Annotated in this window: 25 protein-coding genes; 13 read left to right on the top strand and 12 right to left on the bottom strand. The window is 50.4% G+C overall.

The genetic code is table 11. From position 1 onward, the window contains the following. The first annotated feature begins 1 nt into the window (after position 1). The 7 genes from N7E73_RS12500 to N7E73_RS12470 all read left to right on the top strand — a co-directional run bounded on the left by N7E73_RS12500 (position 2) and on the right by N7E73_RS12470 (position 7,324). Positions 2–1,666 (top strand): PhoU domain-containing protein, encoded by a 1,665-nt coding sequence (locus N7E73_RS12500; protein ID WP_432735102.1) that lies wholly within the window; start codon positions 2–4, stop codon positions 1,664–1,666. Positions 1,667–1,686: 20 nt separating this feature from the next. After that, on the top strand, positions 1,687–2,562 hold the full coding sequence (locus N7E73_RS12495; RefSeq protein WP_432735101.1) for a GAK system ATP-grasp enzyme: 876 nt from the start codon (positions 1,687–1,689) through the stop codon (positions 2,560–2,562). Further along, a complete protein-coding gene (locus tag N7E73_RS12490; protein WP_432735099.1) occupies positions 2,562–3,650 on the top strand; it encodes an HprK-related kinase B in 1,089 nt (362 codons plus the stop codon). The genes N7E73_RS12495 and N7E73_RS12490 overlap by 1 nt, the downstream gene beginning before the upstream one ends. 231 nt (positions 3,651–3,881) lie before the next feature. Beyond that, a complete protein-coding gene (locus tag N7E73_RS12485; protein ID WP_432735098.1) occupies positions 3,882–5,069 on the top strand; it encodes a GAK system CofD-like protein in 1,188 nt (395 codons plus the stop codon). Between the two features lie 27 nt (positions 5,070–5,096). Then, positions 5,097–5,417 carry an amphi-Trp domain-containing protein gene (locus N7E73_RS12480; RefSeq protein ID WP_432735097.1) on the top strand — a complete coding sequence of 107 codons (321 nt, stop codon included), beginning with the start codon at positions 5,097–5,099 and terminating at the stop codon, positions 5,415–5,417. Positions 5,418–5,671: 254 nt separating this feature from the next. Beyond that, positions 5,672–6,223 carry a hypothetical protein gene (locus N7E73_RS12475; RefSeq protein WP_432735096.1) on the top strand — a complete coding sequence of 184 codons (552 nt, stop codon included), beginning with the start codon at positions 5,672–5,674 and terminating at the stop codon, positions 6,221–6,223. Positions 6,224–6,460: 237 nt separating this feature from the next. Next, on the top strand, positions 6,461–7,324 hold the full coding sequence (locus N7E73_RS12470) for a nitroreductase family protein (RefSeq protein ID WP_432735095.1): 864 nt from the start codon (positions 6,461–6,463) through the stop codon (positions 7,322–7,324). A gap of 38 nt (positions 7,325–7,362) precedes the next feature. On the opposite strand, the gene N7E73_RS12465 is transcribed toward N7E73_RS12470, so the two are convergent. Beyond that, positions 7,363–7,857, bottom strand: coding sequence for a hypothetical protein (locus N7E73_RS12465; protein ID WP_432735094.1), 495 nt, complete (start codon positions 7,855–7,857; stop codon positions 7,363–7,365). 157 nt (positions 7,858–8,014) lie between these two features. Beyond that, complete coding sequence (locus N7E73_RS12460; RefSeq protein WP_432735093.1) at positions 8,015–11,077, bottom strand: ATP-binding protein; 3,063 nt, start codon at positions 11,075–11,077, stop codon at positions 8,015–8,017. Positions 11,078–11,343: 266 nt separating this feature from the next. On the opposite strand from N7E73_RS12460, the gene N7E73_RS12455 reads away from it, so the two are divergent. Further along, positions 11,344–11,619: a DUF2325 domain-containing protein gene (locus N7E73_RS12455; protein ID WP_432735092.1), complete on the top strand. Its 276-nt coding sequence runs from the start codon at positions 11,344–11,346 to the stop codon at positions 11,617–11,619. Positions 11,620–11,693: 74 nt separating this feature from the next. On the opposite strand, the gene N7E73_RS12450 is transcribed toward N7E73_RS12455, so the two are convergent. Both N7E73_RS12450 and N7E73_RS12445 read right to left on the bottom strand, forming a co-directional pair. Beyond that, a complete protein-coding gene (locus N7E73_RS12450; protein WP_432738867.1) occupies positions 11,694–12,548 on the bottom strand; it encodes a deoxyribonuclease IV in 855 nt (284 codons plus the stop codon). Between the two features lie 30 nt (positions 12,549–12,578). Continuing rightward, complete coding sequence (locus N7E73_RS12445) at positions 12,579–13,721, bottom strand: GAK system CofD-like protein (RefSeq protein ID WP_432735090.1); 1,143 nt, start codon at positions 13,719–13,721, stop codon at positions 12,579–12,581. Positions 13,722–13,874: 153 nt separating this feature from the next. Here N7E73_RS12445 and N7E73_RS12440 point away from each other — a divergent pair, with 153 nt between their 5' ends. After that, positions 13,875–14,483, top strand: a complete 609-nt coding sequence (locus tag N7E73_RS12440; protein ID WP_432735088.1) for a YqiA/YcfP family alpha/beta fold hydrolase — start codon at positions 13,875–13,877, stop codon at positions 14,481–14,483. Positions 14,484–14,502: 19 nt separating this feature from the next. Here the strand turns inward: N7E73_RS12440 and N7E73_RS12435 are convergent, their stop codons facing one another. Then, complete coding sequence (locus tag N7E73_RS12435) at positions 14,503–15,675, bottom strand: GNAT family N-acetyltransferase (protein ID WP_432735087.1); 1,173 nt, start codon at positions 15,673–15,675, stop codon at positions 14,503–14,505. A gap of 21 nt (positions 15,676–15,696) precedes the next feature. Beyond that, positions 15,697–16,611: a LysR family transcriptional regulator gene (locus N7E73_RS12430; RefSeq protein WP_432735086.1), complete on the bottom strand. Its 915-nt coding sequence runs from the start codon at positions 16,609–16,611 to the stop codon at positions 15,697–15,699. Between the two features lie 179 nt (positions 16,612–16,790). Here N7E73_RS12430 and N7E73_RS12425 point away from each other — a divergent pair, with 179 nt between their 5' ends. Further along, complete coding sequence (locus N7E73_RS12425) at positions 16,791–17,222, top strand: iron-sulfur cluster assembly scaffold protein (RefSeq protein WP_432735085.1); 432 nt, start codon at positions 16,791–16,793, stop codon at positions 17,220–17,222. Positions 17,223–17,225: 3 nt separating this feature from the next. Here N7E73_RS12425 and N7E73_RS12420 read toward each other — a convergent pair whose 3' ends face one another. The 3 genes from N7E73_RS12420 to N7E73_RS12410 all read right to left on the bottom strand — a co-directional run bounded on the left by N7E73_RS12420 (position 17,226) and on the right by N7E73_RS12410 (position 22,334). Next, entirely contained in the window at positions 17,226–20,243 is a 3,018-nt protein-coding gene (locus N7E73_RS12420) for a response regulator (RefSeq protein ID WP_432735084.1), read from the bottom strand. Between the two features lie 26 nt (positions 20,244–20,269). Further along, positions 20,270–21,172, bottom strand: coding sequence for an ABC transporter substrate-binding protein (locus N7E73_RS12415; RefSeq protein ID WP_432735083.1), 903 nt, complete (start codon positions 21,170–21,172; stop codon positions 20,270–20,272). A 277-nt stretch (positions 21,173–21,449) separates the two neighbouring features. Next, complete coding sequence (locus N7E73_RS12410) at positions 21,450–22,334, bottom strand: endonuclease/exonuclease/phosphatase family protein (RefSeq protein WP_432735082.1); 885 nt, start codon at positions 22,332–22,334, stop codon at positions 21,450–21,452. Positions 22,335–22,524: 190 nt separating this feature from the next. On the opposite strand from N7E73_RS12410, the gene N7E73_RS12405 reads away from it, so the two are divergent. Then, on the top strand, positions 22,525–23,313 hold the full coding sequence (locus tag N7E73_RS12405; RefSeq protein ID WP_432735081.1) for a substrate-binding periplasmic protein: 789 nt from the start codon (positions 22,525–22,527) through the stop codon (positions 23,311–23,313). A 9-nt stretch (positions 23,314–23,322) separates the two neighbouring features. Here the strand turns inward: N7E73_RS12405 and N7E73_RS12400 are convergent, their stop codons facing one another. Further along, positions 23,323–23,496 carry a hypothetical protein gene (locus tag N7E73_RS12400; RefSeq protein ID WP_432735080.1) on the bottom strand — a complete coding sequence of 58 codons (174 nt, stop codon included), beginning with the start codon at positions 23,494–23,496 and terminating at the stop codon, positions 23,323–23,325. A 68-nt stretch (positions 23,497–23,564) separates the two neighbouring features. Continuing rightward, the gene (locus N7E73_RS12395; protein ID WP_432735079.1) at positions 23,565–24,035 is read right to left on the bottom strand and encodes a hypothetical protein; all 471 of its coding nucleotides are present in this window, start codon (positions 24,033–24,035) and stop codon (positions 23,565–23,567) included. 82 nt (positions 24,036–24,117) lie between these two features. On the opposite strand from N7E73_RS12395, the gene N7E73_RS12390 reads away from it, so the two are divergent. Continuing rightward, entirely contained in the window at positions 24,118–24,693 is a 576-nt protein-coding gene (locus N7E73_RS12390; RefSeq protein WP_432735078.1) for a hypothetical protein, read from the top strand. Positions 24,694–25,111: 418 nt separating this feature from the next. After that, entirely contained in the window at positions 25,112–25,450 is a 339-nt protein-coding gene (locus tag N7E73_RS12385; protein WP_432735077.1) for a hypothetical protein, read from the top strand. 317 nt (positions 25,451–25,767) lie between these two features. On the opposite strand, the gene N7E73_RS12380 is transcribed toward N7E73_RS12385, so the two are convergent. Further along, positions 25,768–26,484, bottom strand: coding sequence for a UPF0489 family protein (locus N7E73_RS12380; RefSeq protein WP_432735075.1), 717 nt, complete (start codon positions 26,482–26,484; stop codon positions 25,768–25,770). Positions 26,485–26,739 lie beyond the last annotated feature (255 nt).

Below are 26,739 nucleotides of genomic sequence, written 5' to 3'. Positions count from 1 at the left end.
CATGCTTACATTCGAAGGTCTGGATGAGAACTTCAAGTTTCTCATCATAGAAGTACTCAATCAGGTCAAGGCCACCCGGGAATTCGTCAGGTCCCCTTCCCGTTCCCTGTTCCGCAAGATCACATCACGGGACGACTACATCGACAACCTGAAAACCGTCATTGAGAACAAGTGCTATTCGCGCATCAACAGCTCCAAGGATCTGGACAAGAATCTTCTCAACAAGATCAGGGCAATTCAGGTTTCATCCGTAAACCTTGAACGCATCGGGGACTACTGCGTCAACATAGTCAACCAGATGGCCTATCTTGAAGACAAGTCATTCGTACACCGTTTCGAGTGCGAGGAAGCCTTCGACATTATCGAGGAAACCACCACGATAATCGAAGAAGCCTTCTCAAAGGATGATATGCCCATGGCGCTTGCCATCTGCAAATCGGAATATCGTCTGGACTCCCTGTACAAGGACAACTTCAACCACATCCTTGCAGAGATGGGCAGCGGTAAGAACATACCCAACCTCGTGACCATCCTGTTCATTTTCCGCTACCTTGAAAGAATCGGCGATTCCCTGCTCAATGTGGGCGAGGCAATCATTTTTTCCATTCTCGGGGAACGCATCAAGATCGAGCAGTTCGAATCCCTGCAGCAGACCCTCAGCGTTTCCGGATTTGACGGTTCCTTTTCGGACATCGACTTTCAGGGAATATGGGGCTCCCGTTCCGGCTGCCGCATAGGACGCATTCAGGCCAAGGGAACCAACGGCAGGGCCGAACCGCTCACCCCGGTAGCACAGGGAAGTATCTACAAGGAAGGGAATCTGGACAAAATCAGACAGGAACGAGAAAACCTGCAGACATGGAACAAAAATTTTCCCGGCATGGTTCCGGAAGTTTTCGGCTTCCACGAAATGCCCGAGGAAAACAAGGGGTCCATGCTGGTTGAATTTCTGCCCGGCTGCACCCTTGATACAATGATCCTCACCTCCGATGATGCTGACCTTGAAAACGCCCTGTTCATCCTTGAGCAGACCCTGCGCCACATATGGAATTCCACCAAGAAGCCGGGGCCCCTGACGACCACATTCATGAAGCAGCTCAAGTCCCGCCAGTCCGGAGTCCTGCAGGTGCACCCGGAATTCAACCGCAATGCACGGCAACTCGGCGGAACGGATATTATTTCCACTGAGGCACTCATCACGGAATGCCTGACCATTGAGGAATCCATCCCTGCGCCTTTCTCGGTATTCATTCACGGGGATTTCAACTGTAACAACGTAGTCTATGCCAACGTCGATGAAAGGATCAGATTCATTGATCTGTATCGCTCAAGAGACTTCGACTACATTCAGGATGTATCGGTCTTTCTGGTTTCAGGATTCAGAATGCCGGTCTTCGACCGCCCCATCAGGAACAAGATCAATGCGGTCATCACCCGCTTCTACCACTTTGCAGAAGAATTCGCCAACGAGCACGGCGACATAACATGGCAGGCCCGTCTGGCACTGGCGCTGGCCCGTTCGTTCTACACTTCCACAAGATTCGAATTCAACTATTCGTTTGCCAAGGAAATGTTCAACCGCTCCATGTTTCTGCTCGAAAAAGTGAACCGCTACAGCGGCAACTGGAATAATTTCATACTCCCCGAAGATATTCTCTACTACTAACCGGAACTCAAGGAAGAACCATGAAAATAGGTGTAATCGGCATAAAGGGGGCCTGGTCTTCGCAACAGCTCGCCGAAGCGGTGACAGCTAAAACGGGCCGGGAAACAAAAATATTTGAAATGCAGGATGTCCGTCTGGACCTGCCCTCAGGACGGGCCATGGTGGAAGGAGAGGATCTGGCATCCTACGATGCGGTGATCATCAAGAAAATAGGCCGTGAGTATTCCCCGGACCTGCTTGATCGCCTTGAAATGCTGCGCATGCTTGAAGGCCGGGGAGTGAAATTTTTCTCTTCCCCCTACTCCATCCTCCGGGTACTGGACCGCCTTACCTGCACCATATCCCTGCAGCTCGGCGACATCCCCATGCCTCCCACCACCATTACCGAGGACGTGGACCACGCCCTTGCGGCACTGGAAGAGTACGGGGAAGCGGTCTTCAAACCCCTGTACAGCACCAAGGCCCGCGGGATGATCGTACTTAAACACGGCCCTGAGGCCCGCAGGGCCGTCGAAGAATACTGCCGCGAGTACAGGACCATGTACATCCAGAAGACCATCGACCTCAATGGCAGCGATATGGGCATCGTCTTTCTCGGCGGCAGATACCTGACCACCTACGCCCGCTGCAAAACCACCGATTCGTGGAATACCACCACGGTCAACGGCGGCAAGTACGCCCCCATAGATCCGCCGCAGGAGATCATCGACCTTGCGCAGAAGGCACAGGCAATCTTCAATCTCGACTTTACCTGCGTTGACGTAGCCATCACCGAAGACGGTCCCTACATATTCGAGGTTTCGGCCTTCGGAGGATTCAGGGGACTGCGCGACGCCAGAGGCATTGATGCGGCTGCAGAGTACGTGGACTATGTAATCAGCAAGGTGGAAGGATAATGAACATGAACACAATTTCCAGAGCAGGCATTGTCAGAAAATACCGTGAGGAACTCCCGGCAACCCAGTCCCTGTTCATAGATTTCGGCGGCTGCATCATCGAGACAAGGGTCAACAGCAAAGAGCTGCTTGCGGACCTTGAAAATTACTTCAAGGAGTTTCTGGTCAGGGAAGCAGAGGGAGACATACTCATAACTGCGCATGAAAGCTCCCCGGTGGACCTCGGCTTAGAGTATTCCGTAAAAACACCGGATCCGGGCAAGACCAAAATCAAAGAGGAATTCACTGATCTTCCTGATGGCCGGGTGGTTTCCAAACGCCTTACCGGAATGGTCTTTGTTTTCGGCGGCGGGGAAAACATTGCTGTCGGACCGTGCATTGAAAACTCAAATCAGGTCATCAACTTCATCAACAACCGCTTCATCGAATACAAACTCAATCAGGGCTGTTTTCTCGGCCACGCTGCAGGGGTCATGTACAACGGACGCGGAATTGCGCTGGCCGGTTTTTCCGGCATGGGCAAATCCACCCTTGCCCTGCACCTCATGAGCCGTGGCACAACCTTCATCAGCAATGACCGGGTCATGGTCGAAGATAGCGGAGACGGGCTCACCGTCTACGGTGTTGCCAAACAGCCGCGCATCAACCCCGGAACAGCGCTCAACAACCCGGACCTGTCCTGCATCATCACTCCGAAAGACAAAGAAAAATTCCTTTCCCTGCCCAAGGAGGAACTATGGGAACTTGAACACAAGTATGACGCCCTCATAGACGAATGCTACGGCAAGAACAAATTCGTGCTTCGGGCCCCCATGAACGGTCTGGTCATCCTGAACTGGCAGCGAAACCGTCAGGAAACCGAGGTCAGAATCGTCAATCCTGTTGAAAGGAAAGACCTGCTCCCGGCTTTCATGAAGGCAACCGGCCTGTTCTATCTTCCGGATGCAGCTGAAAAAGAAATCGACCCGGGTATTGACGCATACGCGGAAATACTGTCAAAGACGACTCTCATCGAGATCAGCGGCGGAGTGGATTTCGACAAGGCTGCCGATGCCTGCCTGAAATTCATGCAGGACGGATCACTTTAGGAGACAGAAAGTTGATTCGCTCTGCGCTTTTGACAATTTGATTTCGCCTCCGGCGGTCAAAGGGAGCTAAGCCCCTTTGGAATCCCTATCAGGTTAAGTCAATCTATGTGAAATAGGCACCTGAAAATCATGTTTTGCAGATCTGTTAATATGACCATAACGAAATGAATTCATAGGCAGGCCGCCCCCCCCCGCGGAGCGGCTTGCCCTTCCCCTAAACAGGTAAGGCCAATGCGGATTAAAATCGAAAGGGAAGTCAGGGTTCCGGACCCGATCAAACTTGAACGCTACAGAAGGACTCCCGACCTCGGTCCCAGGATTCTTTTTTTCAGCGGCGGCACAGCCCTGAAGAAGACTTCCACCGAGCTGACCCAGTATACCCACAACAGCATCCATATAATCACCCCGTTCGATTCCGGGGGAAGCTCTGCCGTCATCCGAAATAAATTCAAGATGCTGGCCGTGGGCGACATCCGCAACCGGCTCATGGCCCTTGCGGACCAGTCAGTGCTGGGAAACCCCGCCATATACAAACTTTTCGCCTACCGCCTGCCCAAGGAAGCCGACGACACCGAGCTTCGGGCCGAATTCGAACAGCTTATGTCCGGAGAACATCCGCTCGTCCGTGACATCCACGCCCCCATGCGCAAGATCATCCGAAACCACTTCATCCAGTTTGCGGATATAATGGAGGACTTCAACCTGCGCGGGGCCAGCATAGGCAACATCATTCTCACAGCCGGATACATAGGCAACCGCCGCCACATTGACCCGGTAATCTACATTTTTTCCAAACTGGTCGAAGTTCGCGGCATAGTGCGCCCCACGGTCAACATGGACCTGCACCTTGCGGCGGAACTGGAGGACGGCAGCTTTGTAGTGGGACAGCACCTGCTCACCGGCAAGGAAGCCGGCCCGATCACCTCAAGTATCAAGAAGCTCTGGCTCGCCGAAAACCTCGGTGATTCAACCCCATGTGAAGTCGAAATCAGGGAAAAACTGGACGACCTGATCCGCAGTGCGGAACTGATCTGTTATCCGCTGGGCAGCTTCTACTCCAGCGTAGTGGCCAACCTGCTGCCCAAGGGCATCGGCAATGCAATTAAAGGGAACGGATGCCCCAAAGTATTTACACCGAACACCGGAACTGACCCGGAACTGATGGGCCATTCCCTCACCGACCAGATAAACAAGCTTCTCTACTATCTTCGCAAGGACGATCTTGATAACATTGCCATAGGTGATGTACTTAATTTTATACTGGTGGATTCGGTTAACGGTATCTATCCCGGCGGGGTGGACAAAAACGAAATCAACAAACTCGGGATACAGGTGATCGACTGTGAACTGATCAGCGAAGAGAGCGCGCCCTATCTGGACCCTGCGCTGCTGTCAAAAGCCCTGCTGTCGCTTACCTGACAACTCCCGGAAAAAGGCTGGTATGTTATGGGTAAAGAAAAAAAGGAAAAGAGAAAAGTATCCGTGAAACAGGCCATGAGCTACGACGAGACTATTTCATTTCTGGAAGAACTGCTCAAGAACTTCAAAAACAGGGAAATCATGATAGGCGGTGAAGAAAACAGCATTACCGTTTTTCCAGCCGACCAGATTCAGATGGAACTCAAAGCCAAAGCAAAAAAAGACAAGGTCAAACTGAAACTTGAATTTGGCTGGTCGGAAGCAATAGCAGCCGAAGCAGATGGCTCTTCATGCACTAAAGATGAAGAAAAAAAAGATGCAAAAGAGATGAAAAAAGACGAAGAGTAACTGTCAGCCGACACGCTGCTACAAAATAGCTGAACAAAAAGATTAATATGCATCCCCTTGCCGTTGATAATGCGACAAGGGGATTTTCTTTAACTTTGGATTTTAAAAATAACAAAAACCATCACACTATATTAACACATCATTTTATTCCTATTTGACTTAACAATACCAGTACTTACATTATTAATAAGAACGTTTACCGCTTAGTTACAACCATAACCATCCTTCATGCACAAGCTGAGCAGGAGGATAAAATGAAGTTAACCACTGCCAAAACCATGTTTATCATTATCCTGACAGCGATAATGATTGTTTTTGCAACTGCGGTTTCGCAGGGTGCAAGCTTCAGACTTGTCATGGAAAATCAGGGGAAGACCTGGAAGCTGGGCAACAGCAACTACCTTGGCTCAGTAGGCTTGAAGGATCTGCAGGCGACATCGACCTTCACCTTAGCTGATATTACTGCGCATATTGACCAGGGAACAGCAGTCAGATTCTATGCTGGAAAGGGATTGAGCGGCTTTAACGAGTTCACCCTGCTGACACCTGATACGGTATTCGACTACACGGGACTTACGGGAGAGCAGACGATTGAAAATGCCTTCTACGTTGAGTTTGAAACCAACAAGATCCGCTTCGCCCACTTTGATTATGAAGGGCACAAGCACCTGCACGGAAACATGGATCTGGGCATTCTTGAACAGGTACCGGCCCCGATTCCCGTACCTTCCGCCTGGACACTGGCAATTGTCGGACTCGTATGTGTTGCTGCTGCTGGATGGACACGAAATCACTCCATAAGGTAACCAAATCAAGGCCGCCCAAGGGCGGCCTTGATTTAATCCATTCCTCTGCTGGTCAAACTCTCAAATCTGCTTATAATATTGGGGACCGCTTTTCCAGGCGGACTTTACAACTGCATTTCTCGACAGTGGAAACCAGCCGGACTTTAACAAACCCACCTTCAATTCCGCACGGAAATCCGTGCGTCCGGCTCTTCAATCAACATCCGTTACACCGGTTCAAAATCATACGAGAACAAAATGCTGCCAATTAAAATTGACCCAGAACTCTGCAAAGCGGACGAGCTTTGCGTGCATGAATGCCCCCTGTCCGTACTCACCATGGGAGAAAAAGGCCGGGCTCCGGTCGTTCACCCCAAAAAGGCCAACTACTGTATCAACTGCGGACACTGCGCCGCCATCTGTCCCACTAATGCCATTACCCTGACAGCCTTCCCCGGCCAGCAGTCCATTCCGTTCACAGCAGACAATCTGCCTGAATACGCTGAAGTTGAAACCCTGATCAGGAGCCGCCGTTCAATCCGTCGTTTCAAGAAAAAACAACTTGGAACCGAAGTGCTTACCGAACTGATTCATCTGGCCGCATACGCCCCTTCCGGACATAATGCCCAGCCGGTTTCATGGACAGTCATCGATGACCCAGAGAAAGTTCAGGAAACAGCAGGAGCCATAGTTGATTGGATGGAAGAAATGGTGACGCGGGAAAATCCGCTGGCTAAAAAACTGTTCCTGTCCGGTCTTATAAACGCCTACAGAAAAGGGAATGATGTAATCTGCCGCAGCGCACCGGCCCTTGCTGTCTCATGGGCTCCGCTTAATGGAATCACTCCTCAGGCGGATACTGTACTCGCAACTGCATACCTTGAACTCGCAGCGCACGCCAAAGGAATAGGAGCCTGCTGGGCCGGATATCTGGTGCTGGCCGCAGCATACAGTGAAAAGGTCCGTACTCTCCTCGGTGTACCAGAAGGGCACATGATCCACGGAGCCCTTATGCTGGGATATCCGGCAGTAAAATACAAGAACACGCCGCCGCGACACAAGGCTTCCGGCGAAAAGCAGGACGGACTGATCGTTTTCAAGGCAAGAAGCAACAGCCATTAACCAAAGGCCCCGGCAGAAATATCTGCCGGGGCCTTTGATTAGCTGTCGATACGTTTACCGGGCTTAAAGGCGGTTCGTAAAAACTTCGGTGTGAACAGACGGAATGGATTTTTGACCAGCAGATCCGGCATGACGTGATACCAGCGGTAGCCCAGCCGATGATAGACCTTTTTGGCCAGACAGTCGTATCCGGTCTGCTTGGCCGCCCAGAGAGCGGCATCGCGCTGGCAGCGGGATGAGGCTACTGCCTTGAATATCTTCTCGCTGTAGCCCTTGTCCGCAAGCATTTTGCGGATACGCAGATACTCGCGGTAACGGCTGATTATATCGGCCACCGAAAAGAATGCTCCGGTAACCCAACTCAAGGCAATGGCAACTGATGTTATAAAACCGAGACTGTGTCCGTCTCGATAGAATTCTGCAGCAAGCCAGACCAGCGTAACCACCATGCCGAGGCACAATCCCAGAACAAAGTGGGGTAAAGGGGCCACACGCAAATAATTATATTTTTTCAGTGCAAGAGCCTTTATCATCACGATTCATCCTCAGGCCGGGTAAAAAAACTTAATTTCATACGCCAAGACTAGGGAGTTACCATCGTCTGCTTTTGCGTTCAAGCATTATCGAAAACGCAGCGTACAGTCATATAACTGTATGAAAATATTAATTTAAAGAGCAACAAAAAGACCTTTAGCCTTTTTCATCCTGCCCGCCTGAAACAAGTGCAATCTCGGCCAGCAGGTCTTCCACATTGAAAGGCTTGACGATTCTGGAGTTCATTCCGCTGTCTATGCACTGCTTATGAAAATCCTCTCCGGCATTGGCGGAAAGCGCCACGATACGCACCGGGGAATGAAGTCGGCGGATAGCTCTTGCGGCCTCGAAACCGTCCATTACTGGCATCTGGATGTCCATAAATATTATGTCGTAGTCATCCGACTTCGTAAACGCATCCACACAGTCCTTACCGTTCTCGACAATCTGGTAATCGTTGATGCCGTTTTTCTGGAAGACCTTGCGCAGAAGAATCTGATTCATGCGGCTGTCTTCAGCCACAAGTACCTTTACTCTGGATAAATCAGGCCCTGCCTCCGAGACCTCGCCCCTGTTATCTTCAAGCGGTTTCTTCATCTCACTGCATTTTTCAAGCTGCAGGGTAAATGAAAAAGAAGCTCCTCCATCCTCATTGTTACGGGCGGACAATTCTCCACCCATCAACTTTACCAGCCGGTAGCAGATGGCCAGTCCCAGACCAGTTCCACCGTACTTGCGGGTGATTGACGGATCTGCCTGAACAAAAGATTTGAAGAGGGAATCGATTTTATCTTCAGGAAGTCCTATGCCGGTATCTGACACTTCAAAAAACAGCGTGGCTTTTTCGCTGGAGGCCGGCTGAGTTGCAACTGAACATCGCAGGACAACCTCACCTTCGTCAGTAAACTTCACGGCGTTTCCGAGAAGATTTGTAAGCACCTGCCTGAGCCGCAAACCGTCAGCCCTGACACAGGCCGGAATACCGGGAGCTTCAAGACGGACTTCCAACTTTTTGTTCATGGCCCCGATATCCATCACATCGCGCAGGTCCTTGAGAAAGGAAGGCAGGTCCAGATTCTCCTCACTGAGTTCCATGTGAACGGAATCTAGTTTCGAGAAATCCAGAATATCGTTGACGATAACCAGCAGGCTGTCTACCGATGACTTGATCAGGCGCAAGTTTTCCTGCTGTTCGTCTGTCAGTTCCGAACGTTGCAGCAGCTGGACCATCCCCTTTATGGCATTCATTGGCGTCCTGAATTCATGGCTCATATTGGCAAGAAAATGCCCTTTGGCCTCGTTGGCTTTCTCAGCCTGTTCACGACTTATGCGCAACTCATTTTCAATACGCTTAAGCTCGGAAATATCCTCAATAGTGGCCAACACCCTTGTCCACGAATCCTCGAAACCCGGAACAATACTGCAGTTTATAATCAGGAACTGCATTTTTCCATCGTCACGGGTCAGCTGAATCTCACTCCTGTGCCGGAACTGCCCGGAAGCAAAATCCAAAAAGACTGTCTTGAAAAAACGCCAGCCCTGATCTGTGACATATGGAGAAAAAATATTCCCGGAGCCTTCGTCACCGGTGCGGGCCTTCAGAAATTCCGCTGCAAGATTGTTTGAATCCAGCACCCGAATAAGCCCCACACAATCGGCAACAAGTTCTTTGCTTTGCAGCAACTCATCCCGAATGCGCGCAGTGGCCCCATTTCCGCGGGAATCAAACAATTCTTTTACACGGGAAAGATCCAGCTCCCACAGGGCTACAGGAGAATTGTCGAAAAGGGACCGCAGTCTTTTCTGGTTGTTTTCAATTTCCGTTTCAGCTTTCTTTCGTGCCGAAATATCAATGACAAATCCCTCAAGATACGCCGGGAATCCCGGATCTCCTTCAACCAGCCTGAAATCGCGGGAAGTCCAGATGGTTGTTCCGTCCTTGCGCTGACATTCCACCTCATAGCCGGTAACCAGTCCAGTAGTCTTAAGCAACTTGATGCCGGCATCCCATTCGGAAGGATTAGCGTAAATTTCACTGCGGACATCATTCACGCTGGAGATAAGATCGTCCTGACTGTCGTATCCAAATATATCTGCCAGTGCGGCGTTTGCGGTCAGGTACCGACCTTCAAGGGTTATCTGAAAAATTCCCACCGGGGCATTATCAAATATATCGCGGTAGCGTATCTCGGCCCGCTTGCGCAGTGCATCCGCCAGCCTGCGGTTCTTGATTTCCTTTTCCAGCTTCTCCTTCTGAGCGCTTATTTCCGACTCACGCAACCCGGACTCAAACACCTTGGTCTCATATATCTGACGCTTGAAAATGGTAAGGACCAGCAGATAACAGCCAATGGCCACCGCTGCAAAAATAAACACGGAAAGAATCAGATGGGCCTGCAGGCTCAACGACCCGAAAATACGTCTTTCCTTGACCAGAGAAATTATGCTGAGAGATGTGCCCTGCACAGGAGAAGAAATCGCCAGATAGTTTTCCAGTCGACCGGACTCCCCGGCTTCCAGCACTGTCATCCCGTTCCAGTTCTTCAGAGCATCCATGAGCAACAGTTGTCCGCTTTGAAATGCCGAAGCATCGGACACAGCCACAACAGTATTGCCGATGCGCAGGAAATCGCTTCCTACGGAGGGAGATACCGTTATACTGGAAAGGCTCTGGTGCAGGCTTTCAATCCGGACCCAGCCCACCACAGTACCAAGAGATTCAGCACCGCTACGCACCGGCACACTGACGACCAGACTCATTACACCTGCAGACTCCCCGGTTTCAAACAGCGGCCCATCTACTGTCTTCAATTTCTCGTAGCCGCCGTATCCCCTCAGAAGCAGGCATTCACTATCCGTGTCGAGTATCAGTCTTCCGGAGTCATCCAGCAGTCCGATTCTCGAAAAAACCTGTTCCGATCCCACTATCTTTTCCGACATAGCTCGGGAAAAAGACCTGCAGACCTCACCAAGAGAATCAGCTCTGATATCCCCTCCGGAAATTCCGGACTCACGCACCTCCCGGGCCAACAATCTGACATGATCATCCGTCGCCAGAGTCTCCAGCTCGGAAGTGCGCCTTGAAAAAAAGAAACTCACAGCCATCGCCATCTTTGCCGATTCTCCGGCAAACAGATCCCTTGCCGAATTCCTGAGCTGCATCTGAGAGGAATAACTGATCCACAAGGCAAACCCGACCAGACAGGTAAAAAATATCAACGAACTTACCAGAAAGAGCCTGTACCGTGAATAATCGGAAACCCTTTGGTCCCATTTGTTATTTATATTAGTTGTAATCAATAGTTTTAACCTTGCTTCGGGAAATCATAATTGCGTGTGAGTTAGAAAAGTTACACCAAAAAATAGCAAAAAAATATATAATTTTTCCGACCTGCCCGTTGCACGCTCAAGTTTCATCACACACTTTGTTGACAATGAATTTCATTTTCAGTACAAAATTAGAAAACGTAATCAAGGAGGCAACCATGTGTGCAGCTCTTATCGGCGGAATGGACAGGCTTAAAAGGGATTACATAAGCTCGGCCAAAGAAAAGGGAGTTACCCTGAAGGTGTTTACCGGAAAAGAGAACAAGGTGGCAGCCAAACTGGGCAATGCCGATCACGTCATCATCTTCACCAACCAGATCTCCCATGCAGCCAAGAAGGACATTGTCAGGTACACCAAATCCAAGCAGATTCCCCTGCACATGTTCCATTCATGCGGAGTTTCAACTCTCAAGAACTGCCTTGAAAACCTATAGGCGATATGAACCGCACTGCCGGAAAAGACTGCCGGGAAGAGTCTTTTTCCGGCCGGGATCATTCGAAGCAAACTCTATAGGTTGCGGAGGGACCTCAGCAGTTCGATATTCATTTTATCGAACTCAAACTCCTCCCCGTCTTCCTTGGGAGTCTCTATGACCTTGGGCACGGCTGAAAACCTGGGATCATTCATGATATACCTGAATCCCTCCAGCCCGATGGTCCCTTTGCCTATGTGCTCGTGGCGGTCCTTGTGGGCCCCCAGACCTTCCTTGCAGTCATTGAGATGAAAAAAACGGATAAAATCAAGACCGACAAGTTCATCAAAACGAGCGAACACTTCTTCACAGCTTTCTGGGGTTCGCAGATCATAGCCGGCCGCAAAGGCATGGCAGGTGTCAAAACAGACTCCCATGCGCTCGGTATAGCCTGAACCCTCAAGTATGGTGGCGAGTTCACCGAAACGGCTTCCGAGGTTGGTGCCCTGCCCGGCGGTATTTTCGATCAGCACCCGCACCTCCTCTGTTTCAGACTCGGCAATGGCCCGATCAAGATTGGCCACGTACCGCTCAAGGCCCTCTACAGTGCCGGTGCCCAGATGTGATCCGGGATGAGTGACTATGTATTCTATACCCAGAGCCTCGGTTCGCTGAAGTTCCTGTGCAAAGGCCCTTACTGACTTCGCGGCTCCGTCATCCTTTGGAGAAGCAAGGTTGATCAGGTAGGAATCGTGCACGCTGACCGGGTAATGTCCCCACTCCTCACGCAGTTTTTTGAAATTTGCTACAACATCAGCATCAAGCGGGCTGACCTTCCACTGACGCTGGTTTCTGGTAAAAATCTGCAGGGCTGTTCCGCCAATGGCCATTATTCTTTCAACTGCCTTATCCACGCCTCCGGTGATGGGCATATGGGCACCGATATACATAAACTGCAACTAACCTTGTTTGACAGGGATTCATTTAAATTCATTGCCGCAGACCAGACGCATAAGTTCCGGTGCCAGCAACGCAGGATCAATCAGGCCCCCAGAGTCCTTCGAAACAAGATTACGGTCAATTACTTTCAGCGACAGTTTTTTAAGAGTGTCCTTCTCGACAGCGCCCTGATAATCCCAGTTTCCGGAATCAATCAGAATTCCGTTAAGAACATTTTCGGCACGGATAAGTGCGGCATTGTCCATACGCAGAATTTCGAGCAGCCTGTCCACCTGCAGCGGCAGGTCATGCCCCAGCAGTTCGGGATCATTTCCCATGTTCGGAATGAAAAGCTTGGGGCACGGATTACGGGAAATAGCCAGTCCCATCCCCTGCGGAGAGAGGGAGGCAAGTACGCTGGAATAGAAACTGCCCATGGGATAAACAATAAGGTCGGCCTGCTCCACCAGTGCCATGGCAAGGGAAGAGGCATGGACAAGCCTGGGCCAGGGATCGTTTATTCCGGAACAGATCCACATGCCGTCCACCGGAGACGGTATCGGATCGGCCTCCTTGCCTGTGAACAGATGCTGCCCGGCAAGAATCTCGCCGTTTTGAAGACGCACTGCCAGATGACCGTTGTCCACCGTGGCTGCCCGTACCGTCCCGCCGGCCCTGATTAGCCGTGAGAACTGTGCTATCGGAGGAGCAAGAATCCGCTGATGGGCCATGAAGCCGGATGCCAGAATTATATTTCCGAGGCTTGCATTGAACGGATTGAACCGTTCTCCGGCCAGATCAAGAAAAAAAGCGAACCGGTCAGCCAGAATCCTGCAGACGACCTCGGAAATACCTCTCATCAGCGGATGGTCTCCGTCAGCAAGGTCAGCCAGCTCCCTTTGCAGGGAAAGCAGATCCCCGCCCTTGGGAAGACGTGAAGAAAGGAGATGCACAATTTTCCTGCGCTCGGGACTTTCCAAATCAGCCAGTGCGATCAGCCGGTTGCGCACATCCCCCACAGCGGGCATATCAAACAGATCGCGCAGGCTGGCCGAACTTCCTCCGGAATCAAAGGTGGTGATTATGTATGAACATTCAGAATTCAGACGTGCCAGTTCTGCCGCAAGGCCGTTGAGAGCGGTCCCGCCGCTGAAAAAAACAATTCGCGGATGTCGTTTGTTCACAATTCGACCCTTTCCTGCATTTACCAAAGCAGGGCTCTGCGCAGACTGCTCCGCCCGATGTTGCAGGCTTCGCCACTTTTGATTACAGATTCAACAGATAACACAATGCCTGCACTTATAATTTGCAAAAGACCATAACCCAATCACCTTGATATGAAAAACATTTTTCTCAACATACACGGATTCGGATCATCAGGAAGCAACTCCAAGGCCGCAGCACTGGTAAAATACTACCCGGACCACGAAATAATCAGCCCCGACCTGCCTCCTGACCCGCAGGAAAGTCTGAGCATAGTGGAGCAACTGGTGGTGAAGAACCTTGAAAGACCGATTATTATGCAGGGCTCATCCATGGGCGGTCTATATTCGCTGATAATGCACATGCGCCACGGAGTCCCGGCACTGCTTATCAACCCGGCCCTGACCCCCGGAGACCTTATTTCCGCGAGGGTCGGCGAACCCTATGAATTCTCCAACGGGGACCGGATCATCATCAGCGAAGAGCATGCCCGCAGCTTTGCCCTGGTCCAGGACGAAGTGGAACAGGGAATCAAGGACGGAAGATCTGAAGGGTCTAAGATACTGGCTCTCATCGGAGAGCAGGACGAACTGCTTGACCAGGAAACCATGAAAAGCATCCTGCGCCGTGCCGGAGCCGGAATAATTTCCTACGAAACAGACCACCGCTTCAGTATTTTCGAAGATGTTCTGGAAAAGGATTCTAGAGTTAAGGCTTTTCTGCAGCAGAACCTGTCATCCTGAATCATTAAGAGTCTTCCGGTCAGTCTTTGCGGCCAAGCGGCATTAGTGAATTCATCTCATTGATGTAGCCGTGCTCAAGATTGTTGACTTCCAGAATGTAGGTCTTGAAGGTGAGGTCCATTGAAGGATCGGTAAACTTGTGCAGGCTGTAGGACGGAGTCGAAAAAAATCCGCGCCTGGCCTTGTGCTCTCCGCCCATTCCCGGATCAAACAAGTGGATGCCGTTGGCAATGGCCCATTCTATGGGAGTGTAGTAGCAGAGCTCGAAATGCAGGAAACGCACCTCCTCAAAGCAGCCCCAATACCTGCCCCAGAGCCGGTCCCCGCAATAAACGAACATGGAAAGCGCCAGAGGTTCAGGATCATCTCCCCTGTAGGCGACAGTAAATAGCAGATTTTCCCTCATGCTTGTTTTGAGGCCTTCAAAAAAATCACTGTTAAGATATTTGCAGCTCCAGACCCCGAACTTGTCATTGGTTGATTCGTAACAGCAGAACATCTTGGAAAAATATTCATCGGGTATTTCATATCCCGTATATGTCTCGACATGGATTCCGTCCTGTCTGAGAACCTTGCGCTCCCGGCGGACAGTCTTGCGGCGGTTGCTGTTAAGGGTGGAAAGCCAGTGGTCGAAATCCCGGAACTCGCTGTTGGTCCAGACGTACCCCTGATGCTTCCATGCGGCATATCCGTATGCTTCCATCTCGGACACCCAGTCTATATCCACAAAATTGAACGCACTGCTGCCCAGCCCGTTTACAGAACAGAACCGGTCAATGGTACTGCAGAGCAGGGCCGTCACCTTTGCGGCAGGGACATCGGGAGCGATCAGGAATCTGTATCCGGTCGCAGGGGTAAACGGACTCATACCCACAACCTTCGGGAAATAGGCTATACCGCCTTTCGCAGCAACCTCGCTCCAGACACGGTCGAAGATGAACTCGCCTTCACTCTGATCTCGCACGTAAAGCGGAGCGGCACCGATAAGCCGCCCTTCACTGCGCACCAGCAGATGGGCAGGCAGCCAGCCGGTATCCGGAGAAGCACTTCCGGTCTCCTCCACCATCCGCAGCCAGTCCCATTCAAGAAAGGGGAAATTCACGGGACGGGCCAGCCGGTTCCATTCCTCCCGGCCAACTTCGGTAATAGATGGAGCCCATGAAATCTCGTATCCGTTCAGTACATCCGTCATCGAAAACTATCCTGAGATTATTTAAACACCGACTTCTTCGGCAAAAGCTTTTGATACAGAAAAATAATCAGCCACCCACTCCATGAACACCCCTGAAGTATTGGAATACTGCTCACTGTTCCAGACCATGTAGATGTCCATGGCCGGGAAACTGTCACTGAGGGGCACAAGGGCGATTCCTCTGCGGGATGTACGGCTGTTCTCCGGCAGGAAGGTAACCCCCATCCCAGAAGCGATGAGCGCCGAGGCACCGGATAGCCCCGAAACTTCCTGACTGATCACCGGTGAAAGCCCTCTTACCCTGAAAGCCTTCATTATCTCATCGTGCAGGTCAGGCTGCCCGCTGCGCGGGAACATGATCACGTGTTCCCCGGCAACCTCTTTCAAGGATACACTATCCTGAGAGGTAAATATATGATCTTCCGGTACGGCAAGAACATGTTTTTTGGAGAAGAGCTTCACTGAAGAAAGCCCGTCCATGGCGTGCCGGAAGATGGTGGAGAACCCCACATCCAGCCCCCCGGACCTAATCTGCTCCAGCTGGTTGGAAGTTCCGTACTGGCTGAACTGCATGGAAATACCGGGATAGCGGTGGCTGAAGGAACGCACGGACTCGGGCAGCAGACTGTCCATTGCCGTCTCCGTAAAACCGACCTTGAGACTACCGTATTCGCCTTTGGCCATCCTGCCGACCGTGATGGAAGCCTCTTCAGCCTGCTTCAGAATAGTCAGGGCCTGCTGATAGAAATACCTGCCTTCGCTGGTCAGGCGTACCTTCCGGCTGTTGCGGTCAAGCAGCCGGGCGCCAAGCTCCTCCTCAAGAGATTTTATCTGCTGCGAAAAAGGAGGCTGGGCAATATGAACCCTGCGCGCGGCCCTTCCGAAATGCAGTTCCTCGGCAACGGCAATAAAATATTTTAGCTGTCTTAATTCCATATCCTCAAGCGGCATCAGCCGGTCATGTTTGCCTTATTCAACAATAATTCCATGCTGATTACAATATGAATATCCGCTGCCAGCCTTCCGCACCGTTGCAGGACCTTTCAAAAAGGGGTTTGCTTTTTTTTCATTCATGAGCCAACTTCACAACTCATCAATCAGCAAGGAGTAATATAATGTCAGATCTGGACAACCTGTTGAACGACATCCAGCAGAAATGCGATGATGCAGCACTTGAAATGTTCGGCGAAAAATCCACTGCCCGGTGGCACAATCCGACCTTCGCCTGCATAATGGAAAGCCCCGACTCTGTCGGCGAAATGCACGGAACCTGCGGAGACATCATAAGAATCTACCTCAAAATCGACAACGGCGTCATTGCCGAAGCTTCCTTCTATACCAGCGGTTGCGGGGCAAGCATTGTAAGCGGCGACATGGCCTGTGAGCTGGCTACGGGCAAGACAATCGATCAGGCTTCCGAAATCGGCGGCGAAGATATTCTTGAAGCCCTTGGCGGACTGCCTGAGGACAAAACCCATTGTGCTCATCTGGCATCATCATCACTGCAGGAAGCCCTCGGCAACTGGCTGGGAAACACAGGCAGATAAAAATCAGCTACTGTGCTTTAGAATCGCTTTTACCAGCGTTATCTTCTTCAAGGGCTTGCCAAGATAGTCGGTACACCCGACGTCAAGGCAACGCTTACGGTCTTCAGCATGAGTATTGGCAGTAAGGGCTATTACCGGAGCAGCGGGATAGCCCATTTCACTCTCGTATTCCCTCAACTCCCTGACGGCTTCGTAACCGTCCTTTTCCGGCATCTGCATATCCATCAACACCATGTCATATTTGTGCATCTTGTAATATTCAAGGGCCTCAACACCGTTCCCGGCATAAGTCATCCTGAAAGGAGTATCCTTGAGGTAAAAGTCGACCAGCATCCGGTTGCTTTCCGAATCCTCGGCTACCAGTATGCGCAGCGGGAGAAGATCATGGCAGAAATCTTCCTTGGCTATCTTGAAAACGGCAGGACGGTAAATATCAAGCATTGCCCGGCGCAGCCCCCCACGGGTGATGGGCCAGCGGATGCTTCCCTTTACCCCGAAAATCCGGTTGATTGCCGGACAGTTGCTGCTGTCTCCCGGAGAGGTGGACAGGGTGCACAGACTGAGATCACCCATGTTCAACCGTTCGCGGATACTCTCCACCGCGCTGAGTCCGTCCTCTTCACCCAGCTTATCGGAGACGATCACGAGTTCAGCGTTGCGGGTGGCCTCTTCGCTCTGGACACAAACAAGTGAAGAACTGCCGGAATGGGAACAGTTAGCTCCCCAGTCATTCAGGCTGTCACAGATGAAATTGCGCACCAGCGGGCTGTCCTCAACAACCAGAATATTCCTGCCCTGTACAACAGCACGCACTGCCGCATCATCTGAACCGGTTTCATTCACCCGCTGAACAATAATCTCGGCCCTGAACTCGGCCCCCCCGGAAGACAGGTTGCGCACAGAAATGCTCCCCTCCATCAGCTCTACCAGATTTCTGGTGATGGAAAGCCCGAGTCCGGTTCCGCCATACTTGCGGGTAGTGGAGGAGTCGGCCTGAACAAAATTCTCAAAGATCAGCTCAACCTTGTCCTCGTCAATACCGATCCCGGTATCCCGGACAACAAAGCAGATGGAACACATTCCCTGCTTGAGCGGGCTGCTCGAAACCTCCAGGGAAACAGTTCCGGAATCAGTAAACTTGATGGCATTGCTGAGCAGATTCAGAAGAACCTGCTTGATGCGGGTCGGGTCCCCTTCAAATAGCGGTGCCGTGCCCGGAGTGACATGACAGGCGAAGGCCAGACCCTTCTTCCATGCGGAGACGGACATGATGCCTGCAACTTCATCAACCAGCCGGTCAATATCGAAAACAGTGTTCTCAAGAGTAAGTTTCCCGGACTCGATCTTGGAAAGGTCGAGAATGTCATTGATCAGACTCAACAGGGCCTTTCCGGAATCGCGGAAGATAGTCACGTAACTCTGCTGCTCTCCGGTTAATGTCGTTTCCGAGAGCATGTCGGCCATGCCGAGAATTGAATTCATCGGAGTGCGAATCTCGTGACTCATCTGAGCAAGAAACTCACTCTTGGCGCGGTTGGCTACTTCAGCCCGGGCCATTGCATCCTCAAGCTTCTTGAGGGTCTCGGCCATGTGGGCGGAGTTTCGCTCCTCCACCTGTTTGGTCTTGAGAAGCTCCGAAGCGTAACGCTGCAGTTCCTCTTCATCCTTCTTGCGGTCGGTCACGTCGCGCACGACACTGAGCAGGGCATCCTTTCCCCTGTACTCCACCTTGCGGGAACGGACCTCGCAATGAATGGTCTTCCCGACCCTTGTGAGCATGGAGCATTCAAAGTTGTCCGGGCTGCCGACTGCAAACATGGAGTTGAGCACCCCGCGAAGATTCTGACGTTCGTAGGCCGGAACAAGTTCATAAAAAGTCTTCTGAAGAAACTGCTCCCGCTCATAACCGAGACAGGCATAAACAGCGGAGTTAACTTCCAGAAAAACGCCGTCTATATCGGTTATGCAGACCAGATCCCCTACATTCTCGAAAAAGAACTGATAGCGTTCCAGCCCTTTGGTCCTGCGCAGACTTTCGAGCATGGTCGACAGGGAATTCTGCAGGGCATTTATCTCGTACAGACGGCTGCTTTTCTGCATGAGATCATCGTCATCCCCTTTGGAAATATTTTCAGCCGAATCCATGATCCTGCGTAACGGACCGGTCAGTTTGCTGCTGATGAAAAGGGATACAAGAACGCTTATGCAGATGACTGCCGCAAACATGGGCAGCAGCAGCCAGAAGGTGCGGTACAGGGAATTTTCCAGCCTTTCATCCGACACAAAATACGCCAGCCCCGGGACAAGCGGACTCCGGAAAAGAACCCCTTTCTTCACCCCGTTCAGCATGACTTCGCTCATTTCCTGACCAAGGCTTTCCCCTCTGTCCAGGAGAAGCTCCTCTCCGCTCAGAAGATCATAATTTTTACCGTCAGCCGAGATAAGCATGCGGCAGCCGGTGCTGTTTTCAAGTGCTTCAGCAAATCTGGTGTGTGCAAGATTGACCACACAGGCAGCACTTCCAACCACCTCCGAACGACTTCGGATCGGAATGGCATAAACAGTAGATATGCGTCCTTCCCCGTCAGGACACAGGGAGCAGCTGTACGGAGCATTTCTCAGCGCAGTTCTGACCGTGTTTTCATCATAGGCCCGGGAGGATGAGGAAAAGATCTTATTTTCACCCATCCGCTGAACATAAAAATCAACGCCATGTGTAACGTTATCGTATCCGGCCATTTTTTCTATGAGAGGATAGTCGACCCCCATCATCATGGTCACACGGATGGAGTTATCGCGGCCAAGCTCTTCCAGACGGCTCAAAGCCTGATGCAGAAAGCTGTAGACTTCCAGACTGTATTCGTCCCCTTCAGCGTGAACCCGATCATAGAATTCGCCTTTGAGACTCTTGATATAGCTGTATGAAAAGACTCCGCCCAGAGCCAAGGCGGTAAGGATGACCATTCCGCAGATGGCTGCGGCAACGACAGTGGAAAGTCTGTAGGAAACCGTATTACTCATACTTCCGGACCGGCAGCATCAGGCAGCTATTTGTAGACGACATCGGCAGCCATCAACACATCGTTGGGAATTTCAATTCCGAGTTCAGCCGCCCTCCTCAGATTAAAAACCAGCGCATACCTCACTGCGTCTTCAAGCGGGATATCCCCTGCCGGTGTTCCTTTCAGGACAAGAGCGACCATTCTGCCCGCCTGCCGGCCCATGGCGATAAAATCAACCCCGGCACCGCCGAGCATGCCAAGTCTGGCAAAAGAATAATTCAGGGGTATACCCGGCTTGCGGCTGTGCTTCACCGTCCACTGAATTATCTCCTCGGTGGCATGGCTGCCTCCGTCCTTGTCCCTGAGCATTGTGGCCGCCGGATATATCGCTCCGATCTCCGGGTTGCGGTCCGCCTCCCTGATTATCTCCACATACTCTTCCCACGTTCCGGCAAGATGCATCTCAAAATCAACCCCGACCTTGTTTCCTGGGGCCTCTGCAAGAAACTGCCTGCGTATGGCTTTTCCGGTAGGAGAATTATCTGAAACAAAAAGCACCTTCTTCAGGTCGGGCACAATCATCTTCTGGACCCTGAATGCATCTGCAACCAGAAGCCGTTCATATACACCGGTAACGTTGTGGCCGGGTTTTTCCCTTGATTCCAGCCACTTTCTGGCCCGGTCATAATCTTCCGGAAGACCGTTCATCCCTGAATAGACAACGGCGGGAGCGGAATCAACAAGCTCAAGGCCGACGGTCCTGAAAGCATTATCATCAAGTACGACCACGACATCCGGCTTTACGCGCTCTATCTCACGCAGAGCCCGGCTCGCCTCCCGGTAAACAAGTTCAGGAGTGTTGTTGACCTTCTTGGTGTCCATCGCATAGGTGGTGACTTTCAGGTTGTCACCTTCCCTGAATCCATTCTCAGCCAGAACCTCAAGCACCCCCTGGTGCTGCGGAGCTCCACATATGTTATCCAAACTGTAACTATGTACAATAAAGATACTTTTAGATGAGCTTGAAGCAAAAGCAATTCCGTGCAAGGCAAAATATGCAATGCATAAAGCCAAACAAACAGTGAGCTTTCTTCCCATGGTTCTCCGCTCCCCTTACCTACAGGATCTAGCCTACAAATTTAAATTCTCGACTCCCATATAACATAATCTGCTCTATACAAAAACCGCACATACACCGTATTTTGATGATAGATTCAATAACCGGCTATTCTTTAAATCTGAATGTACCGATCACGGGAAGATGATCTGAAGCATCAATACCGCCGACGACCGCTCCTCCTTCGCTGGCAAGCCCTCCGGAATAGAAAATAAAGTCATACCGGTGTGATCTTTCAGGAAAAGTAGCCCGCATATGAATATCCGAAACCGAATCTTGATCAGAAGACATTATCTCTCCCAGCCCGGCAAGCCTTTCCCAGAGGATGTTCATGAAGGGAGGACGAGCCATATCAGCGTCCGGGACAGGAGTTCCCCGGATGTAAGCCTGAAAATTGAAGTCACCGCCGATAACGAAAGGCCTTTCCCCGCTTGAACTGTTAATCCAGTCCGCAAGAAAAGCGGCCTGTGCCACTCTTGCGGCCCTGTTCCATACGCACAGATGGACGTTGTAGACATCAAGCGGCTTTCCATTCACATCGATAGAAACCTTCTGCATGCACGACTTCCAGAGAAGCGGATAATAAAAAATATTGAGCGGCATGCTTTCAAAATTTGGCTTTGCCGAGGTCAGACAATATTCATTGAAGAGTATGGGAAAGCGGGAAATGACCACGGTAGCCTTGGTTATCTTGCGCTCCTTGCGCAACGGGAAATACAGCTTCCAGTCCACAACAGGAGCGGCGTATCCCCATCCCAGCCTTTTCATCATGTAGTCAAGCTGGTTGGTATACCACGAGCGCTTGGCGTCAATATCGACCTCCTGCAGAAGAACAATATCCGCTTTCTGCTCCGTAATGAGGGCTACAATGTTATCAAGATTCGTCTCGAAAAATGATTCCGGATGATCGTCCGCCATGGTGTGCTGTATTGGTCCGGAGGCAAAGCCCATGTTGTAGCTCATTACCTTGAAACTGCCCCCACTTTCGGACATAATCCGCCCATGTTCGGGAAACTTGATGACATCCCCCCTTCCAACAGGGCCTATCTCGTGGGAATGATCAAAAAACCACTTAAAGACGAACCACATGACCAGAAGGATGATTCCTAACAAAAAAAAAGGTGTAATATATTTAAAAACCGTATAGACAAGCTTCATAGAACCTCACAAAACAAGTGCTTACTTGCAAAACATATTTCTACAACCAAGCATGTTTAAAAGAATAATTATATCATCTGCAATACTATTTCTGATTACAGCAGGCACATTCGGGATCTCCACGGCAGAACAACCTCAACCGGAGCGCATAAAAATTCTTTTCGGCTACCGGTTCCCACCATTTTATACCGTAACTTCCAAAAGGAAACCTTCTGAATCCCTTCAGGGAGTGTTCATAAATATCCTCGAAAAATTCCAAAAAAGCCACCCGGAATATATTCTGGAATTCAAATGCCTGCCCAGAGCAAGAATATCCAAGGTATTAAAGGAAGGAAGGGCTGATGCATTCGCTCTTTCATCCCCGATGTTCAGTGAGCAGGAAATAAATGAGCGCCTTATTCCGTCAGTGCCGCTATGGACACTTTTCGACCACCTCCTGATAAGAAAGGATTCAACAATAAATTCCGGAAAGCCGGAAGACCTGCTAGGCAAAAAGATCGCAGTGCTTCATGGGAACGGGTATGGCCCTTTTGATAAGTACTTCGAGAATGGACTTCTGGAAAAGCATGCTGTTTACAGCACAACCCAACTGCTTGAGATGGTACACAAAAAAAGAGTTGATGGGGCAATATGCAACAAAACAACCCTGCCTGAGCTGCTGGCCCGGGCAGGGTTGCCTATGAGTGAGTTCAAAACAATTGAAGAGCCGCTATATTCCTACAATCTCCACTTGATGGTAAACAGAAGCAGAACCGACTTCCTCCTGGATTTCAATGAATTCATAAAAAATGAACATCTGCCTGAAATGAAGTAGACCTGCGAATCAGCGTTCCTCCGGAAAATACAACGGACAATTTTTGCCCTCAATACGAACGAGCTTTATCGGTTCATATTCATTCAACTTCCTTGGCACAAAGCAGCGATAGACCTGCATACCCGAATTCAAAAGAAGCATACCGCTGATAAAAACCAGACCGAAAGCCAGAGCGTTACGCATCAATCACCCTCCGTTAAGGAATTTTTTTCACTTCCGGAGGGACTAGCAAAATACGGACCTGAAAATTCTTACGGGCAGCTCAGGCGCATAACTTCCGTCTGGGTGTTTTTTGCCCTTTTAAGTTTGTTACCGCACGAATATTCCACATAAAGATATTTTCCGCGTCCGGGATAAGGATCGCCGCAGATCTGGCTTCCAACGATGATTTTACACTTGGTATTTCCATCACACTCTTTGGTCAGTGCAGGCTTTGCGTCACAGAAATACTGTTTGTATCCAAGATCATTTCCCAGCTCAAAACTGACATTGCCGTACTTTGCACTCTGAATACGTATTGCATCATCGGCAAAAACCTTTTCCGGCTCCTGATCGCCACTGGAAACGTAATCAATGGATTCAACATCATCCTTGCTGACCGGAACTTCAATCACTTTACCGTCTTTCAATGTTATCTTCATCTCAGCCTGAAGAACCGGAACAGTCTGCAGCAATCCGAAGACAATCAGCATGGGAACTATTTTCCTGAAATGACAAATCATGTTAATCTCCTTTAATAAATGAACGGATCAACATTACAGCATGCAGCAAATATCTGCCAGTAAAACAACGGAGTTCATACCCATGAAAAGAATCATGCCGCTAGTATTACTCATTCTGTTCCTTGCTATGCCTGTTGCAGCTCAGGAATATGATTATCTGCAGGGACTGAAACGGCCCCGCTACGGAGTTGCAGCCGAAGAGCATCCCCCTGCATCTGCCCCGAAAAAAAAACTTGAATCCCCGCAACAGCAGGAGCAACCCGGAAACAAGGCTTTTGCAGGTTTGTTCAAGGGAACTGTTACCGTTCATTACAAAGGCAGGATGATCACCACTGAAGCAAGCCTGACCGTAGCCGCAGGGGGAAACGGAACCCAAAGCCATTTTGATTATTATATCCTGCCGGAAAAAGGTGAATTCCAACAGCTCGACTGGAAACTGGATGGCATGGATGTACAGCGCTCGGTAACAATCTCCGGGCATACGGTTTATGTGACCGACCTGATCCAGTACGAAAACGGAGGCGGCAACTCGCAGATCAGAACGCTGGTCTTCTCCGAGGACTTCTCGGCACTGACATTTCTCAAAACAGAATTCGACGATACCGTGCGCGACTCTGCAACCGGCCATATAATCGGAAGATTTTTAAGAGTCAGATAGCAGGAAAAGATTGCCCCCCGGCCAAGATCAGGGACAGGCCGGGGGGACAGCTGGGAAGAGGGTGGTACATTTTCTACGAGTTGAAGAAGTGTTATTGAAATCAACCTATCCAACTCCCCCGGACCGGTCATTACAGGACGGTGACAATTAGCCCGTTGGACGTTTACAATTCATTTCAGTTCACGGACAGGCGATGAGGAACGGCGGCCAGCCTTGAAACGGCAAAGGATTCTCAGCTGACTTCCGACCACTCTATTCAATTTTATCCTAAAATCACAGCTTATTAAACATTTGAATATAGAATTTTCAGCGTACGGCAGAGACTATTTTCAGTACGCCTGATTTTCTTGAAAATGCACGCTTTTTATAACATACTCATAATCAGAAAACGAAATAGGTATAAAATGGAGACACTCACATGTACATTCTGAAAAAAGGTCAGGAAAACAAATTTCAGGATCTGGTTCCGCTTGGTGAAACCGACTGGCCCGAAGAGGTGAAAAAGGAAATCTGTGAATTCTTCAAAAACGCAGGCGTTGATGATCCCATGACCCAGAAGCTGGTCGAACCCGGCCTGCACGGCTTCAGATTCAAGAACGATAAAGGAACAGTGGACTGGGACGACGTGGTTGCCTACTTCAAATATGAAGCATTAAGCGTCCTGATCATGCACGACGACAAGTTCAAGGAAAAAGCGGAAAAGCTCTACACTGAATTTTTCTCCAACCACAAATTCAAGGTCTGGAATCGCGACTAGCCTTATATTTCGCCCCAAAAGCCTCCGGCAGTTCTGCCGGGGGCCTTACCCTTTTGCAACGTGCTTTCTTTAGATGCCTTCGGCTACATAACTGCTCTCACCCGCCCTAAGACTCGAAGCGGAGCTTCTCGCCTAAGGGCGGGTGCAAGAATCCCAAACTTTTTTAGCAAGTCTTCGCCACTTTGTAGGCTAAACTTAAATTTAAATATTTAAAATATTATAGCTAGTTACACCATTTCAACACCTACCCGGGACAGAGCCACTGTAACAACTTTGGGCTGGGATGAAGTGTGCCCCCCAAATTACCGCCCCCTGCGCTACCCCTGATCAGGAATCGAAAAATTCACGCCGAAACCGTCAAGAAACACCTGCAATGCACTTTCAGCGCCTTCCCAGCCTGCAGCACATTCAGGACTCAGACTTATCGTCAGAGTTCGTACGGTTCCCTGCTCAACGGCATGGGCCAGAGCCTGCCCCCACCCGCGAATATACTCGTCGGTAAAAAGCCTGCCCATCTGTCCGTTACCCATGCGGCCAAAAAAATAGTCCAGATCAAGGTTGAAAATCCACTTGCCCTTAAGTTCACCAATTGCAGCCGGAAACTCCCATGGTTCATAAGCGGCATAGCGGATCGAATGAGGAGGAGTTCCTTTTCCATGGGTGGCAAAAGCCCAGCTTCCGACGCGCTCCCTGAATTTTTCCACAAACAGACCGAGGTAGTTGTCCCAGCGGAACAACGGGGTCACGGCAAAAAAGTCATTATCGTATCCGCAGGCCAGATATTCGCCGATACTCAGATCCTCAAAATCGGCGTGTGGAAAATGGGCATAGTCCTGCTTTGAGAACAGTGCATCAAAGTGACGGTCTACGTGGAACAGATTAAGTTCGCCTTCTTCCTTCAAGGCGGCAAGCCAGCACCAAAGGGCAGCACGATGGTTATCCATGATAAACACGTTTTCATGCTGCCACAAAAAATTCAATTTGATTGCTGTGGAGTGATTGCGTCCCTGAAATTCGACCAGCCAGTCTCCCATAACCATCCTCCTGAATATTTCGCACCGGTGCCCCGGAGTTCATTTTTCGGAAAACTGTTTACCAAGCTCTTTGCCGCCGGTCCAGAGCAGATGACAGGTGTAGATCACGGCTTAAGCAGCCTGCAGAAAGGATCTAAAAGAACTGTATGCTGATGATGCTGAAATAAAACGTAAAAAAGAAAGATCAGCCGAGGCTTCCACCCCGTACGAGAGGATTCCCGCTGCTGTAAACAACGCAGAGCGCCGTGCTTGGCT

It is taken from the genome of Maridesulfovibrio sp. FT414 (assembly GCF_050916235.1).
GTDB lineage: Bacteria > Desulfobacterota > Desulfovibrionia > Desulfovibrionales > Desulfovibrionaceae > Maridesulfovibrio.
Note: the sequence above shows the minus strand (reverse complement) of the source record. Positions and strands in the feature narration are given on the sequence as shown.

Excerpts from the sequence above, each read along its gene's own strand:
- N7E73_RS12500 (WP_432735102.1), top strand. The coding sequence starts at position 2 with ATGCTTACATTCGAAGGTCTGGATGAGAACTTCAAGTTTCTCATCATA.
- N7E73_RS12495 (WP_432735101.1), top strand. The coding sequence starts at position 1,687 with ATGAAAATAGGTGTAATCGGCATAAAGGGGGCCTGGTCTTCGCAACAG.
- N7E73_RS12490 (WP_432735099.1), top strand. The coding sequence starts at position 2,562 with ATGAACATGAACACAATTTCCAGAGCAGGCATTGTCAGAAAATACCGT.
- N7E73_RS12485 (WP_432735098.1), top strand. The coding sequence starts at position 3,882 with ATGCGGATTAAAATCGAAAGGGAAGTCAGGGTTCCGGACCCGATCAAA.
- N7E73_RS12480 (WP_432735097.1), top strand. The coding sequence starts at position 5,097 with ATGGGTAAAGAAAAAAAGGAAAAGAGAAAAGTATCCGTGAAACAGGCC.
- N7E73_RS12475 (WP_432735096.1), top strand. The coding sequence starts at position 5,672 with ATGAAGTTAACCACTGCCAAAACCATGTTTATCATTATCCTGACAGCG.
- N7E73_RS12470 (WP_432735095.1), top strand. The coding sequence starts at position 6,461 with ATGCTGCCAATTAAAATTGACCCAGAACTCTGCAAAGCGGACGAGCTT.
- N7E73_RS12465 (WP_432735094.1), bottom strand. The coding sequence starts at position 7,857 with ATGATAAAGGCTCTTGCACTGAAAAAATATAATTATTTGCGTGTGGCC.
- N7E73_RS12455 (WP_432735092.1), top strand. The coding sequence starts at position 11,344 with ATGTGTGCAGCTCTTATCGGCGGAATGGACAGGCTTAAAAGGGATTAC.
- N7E73_RS12450 (WP_432738867.1), bottom strand. The coding sequence starts at position 12,548 with ATGTATATCGGTGCCCATATGCCCATCACCGGAGGCGTGGATAAGGCA.
- N7E73_RS12440 (WP_432735088.1), top strand. The coding sequence starts at position 13,875 with ATGAAAAACATTTTTCTCAACATACACGGATTCGGATCATCAGGAAGC.
- N7E73_RS12435 (WP_432735087.1), bottom strand. The coding sequence starts at position 15,675 with ATGACGGATGTACTGAACGGATACGAGATTTCATGGGCTCCATCTATT.
- N7E73_RS12430 (WP_432735086.1), bottom strand. The coding sequence starts at position 16,611 with ATGGAATTAAGACAGCTAAAATATTTTATTGCCGTTGCCGAGGAACTG.
- N7E73_RS12425 (WP_432735085.1), top strand. The coding sequence starts at position 16,791 with ATGTCAGATCTGGACAACCTGTTGAACGACATCCAGCAGAAATGCGAT.
- N7E73_RS12420 (WP_432735084.1), bottom strand. The coding sequence starts at position 20,243 with ATGAGTAATACGGTTTCCTACAGACTTTCCACTGTCGTTGCCGCAGCC.
- N7E73_RS12410 (WP_432735082.1), bottom strand. The coding sequence starts at position 22,334 with ATGTCCGAAAGTGGGGGCAGTTTCAAGGTAATGAGCTACAACATGGGC.
- N7E73_RS12400 (WP_432735080.1), bottom strand. The coding sequence starts at position 23,496 with ATGCGTAACGCTCTGGCTTTCGGTCTGGTTTTTATCAGCGGTATGCTT.
- N7E73_RS12395 (WP_432735079.1), bottom strand. The coding sequence starts at position 24,035 with ATGATTTGTCATTTCAGGAAAATAGTTCCCATGCTGATTGTCTTCGGA.
- N7E73_RS12390 (WP_432735078.1), top strand. The coding sequence starts at position 24,118 with ATGAAAAGAATCATGCCGCTAGTATTACTCATTCTGTTCCTTGCTATG.
- N7E73_RS12385 (WP_432735077.1), top strand. The coding sequence starts at position 25,112 with ATGTACATTCTGAAAAAAGGTCAGGAAAACAAATTTCAGGATCTGGTT.
- N7E73_RS12380 (WP_432735075.1), bottom strand. The coding sequence starts at position 26,484 with ATGGGAGACTGGCTGGTCGAATTTCAGGGACGCAATCACTCCACAGCA.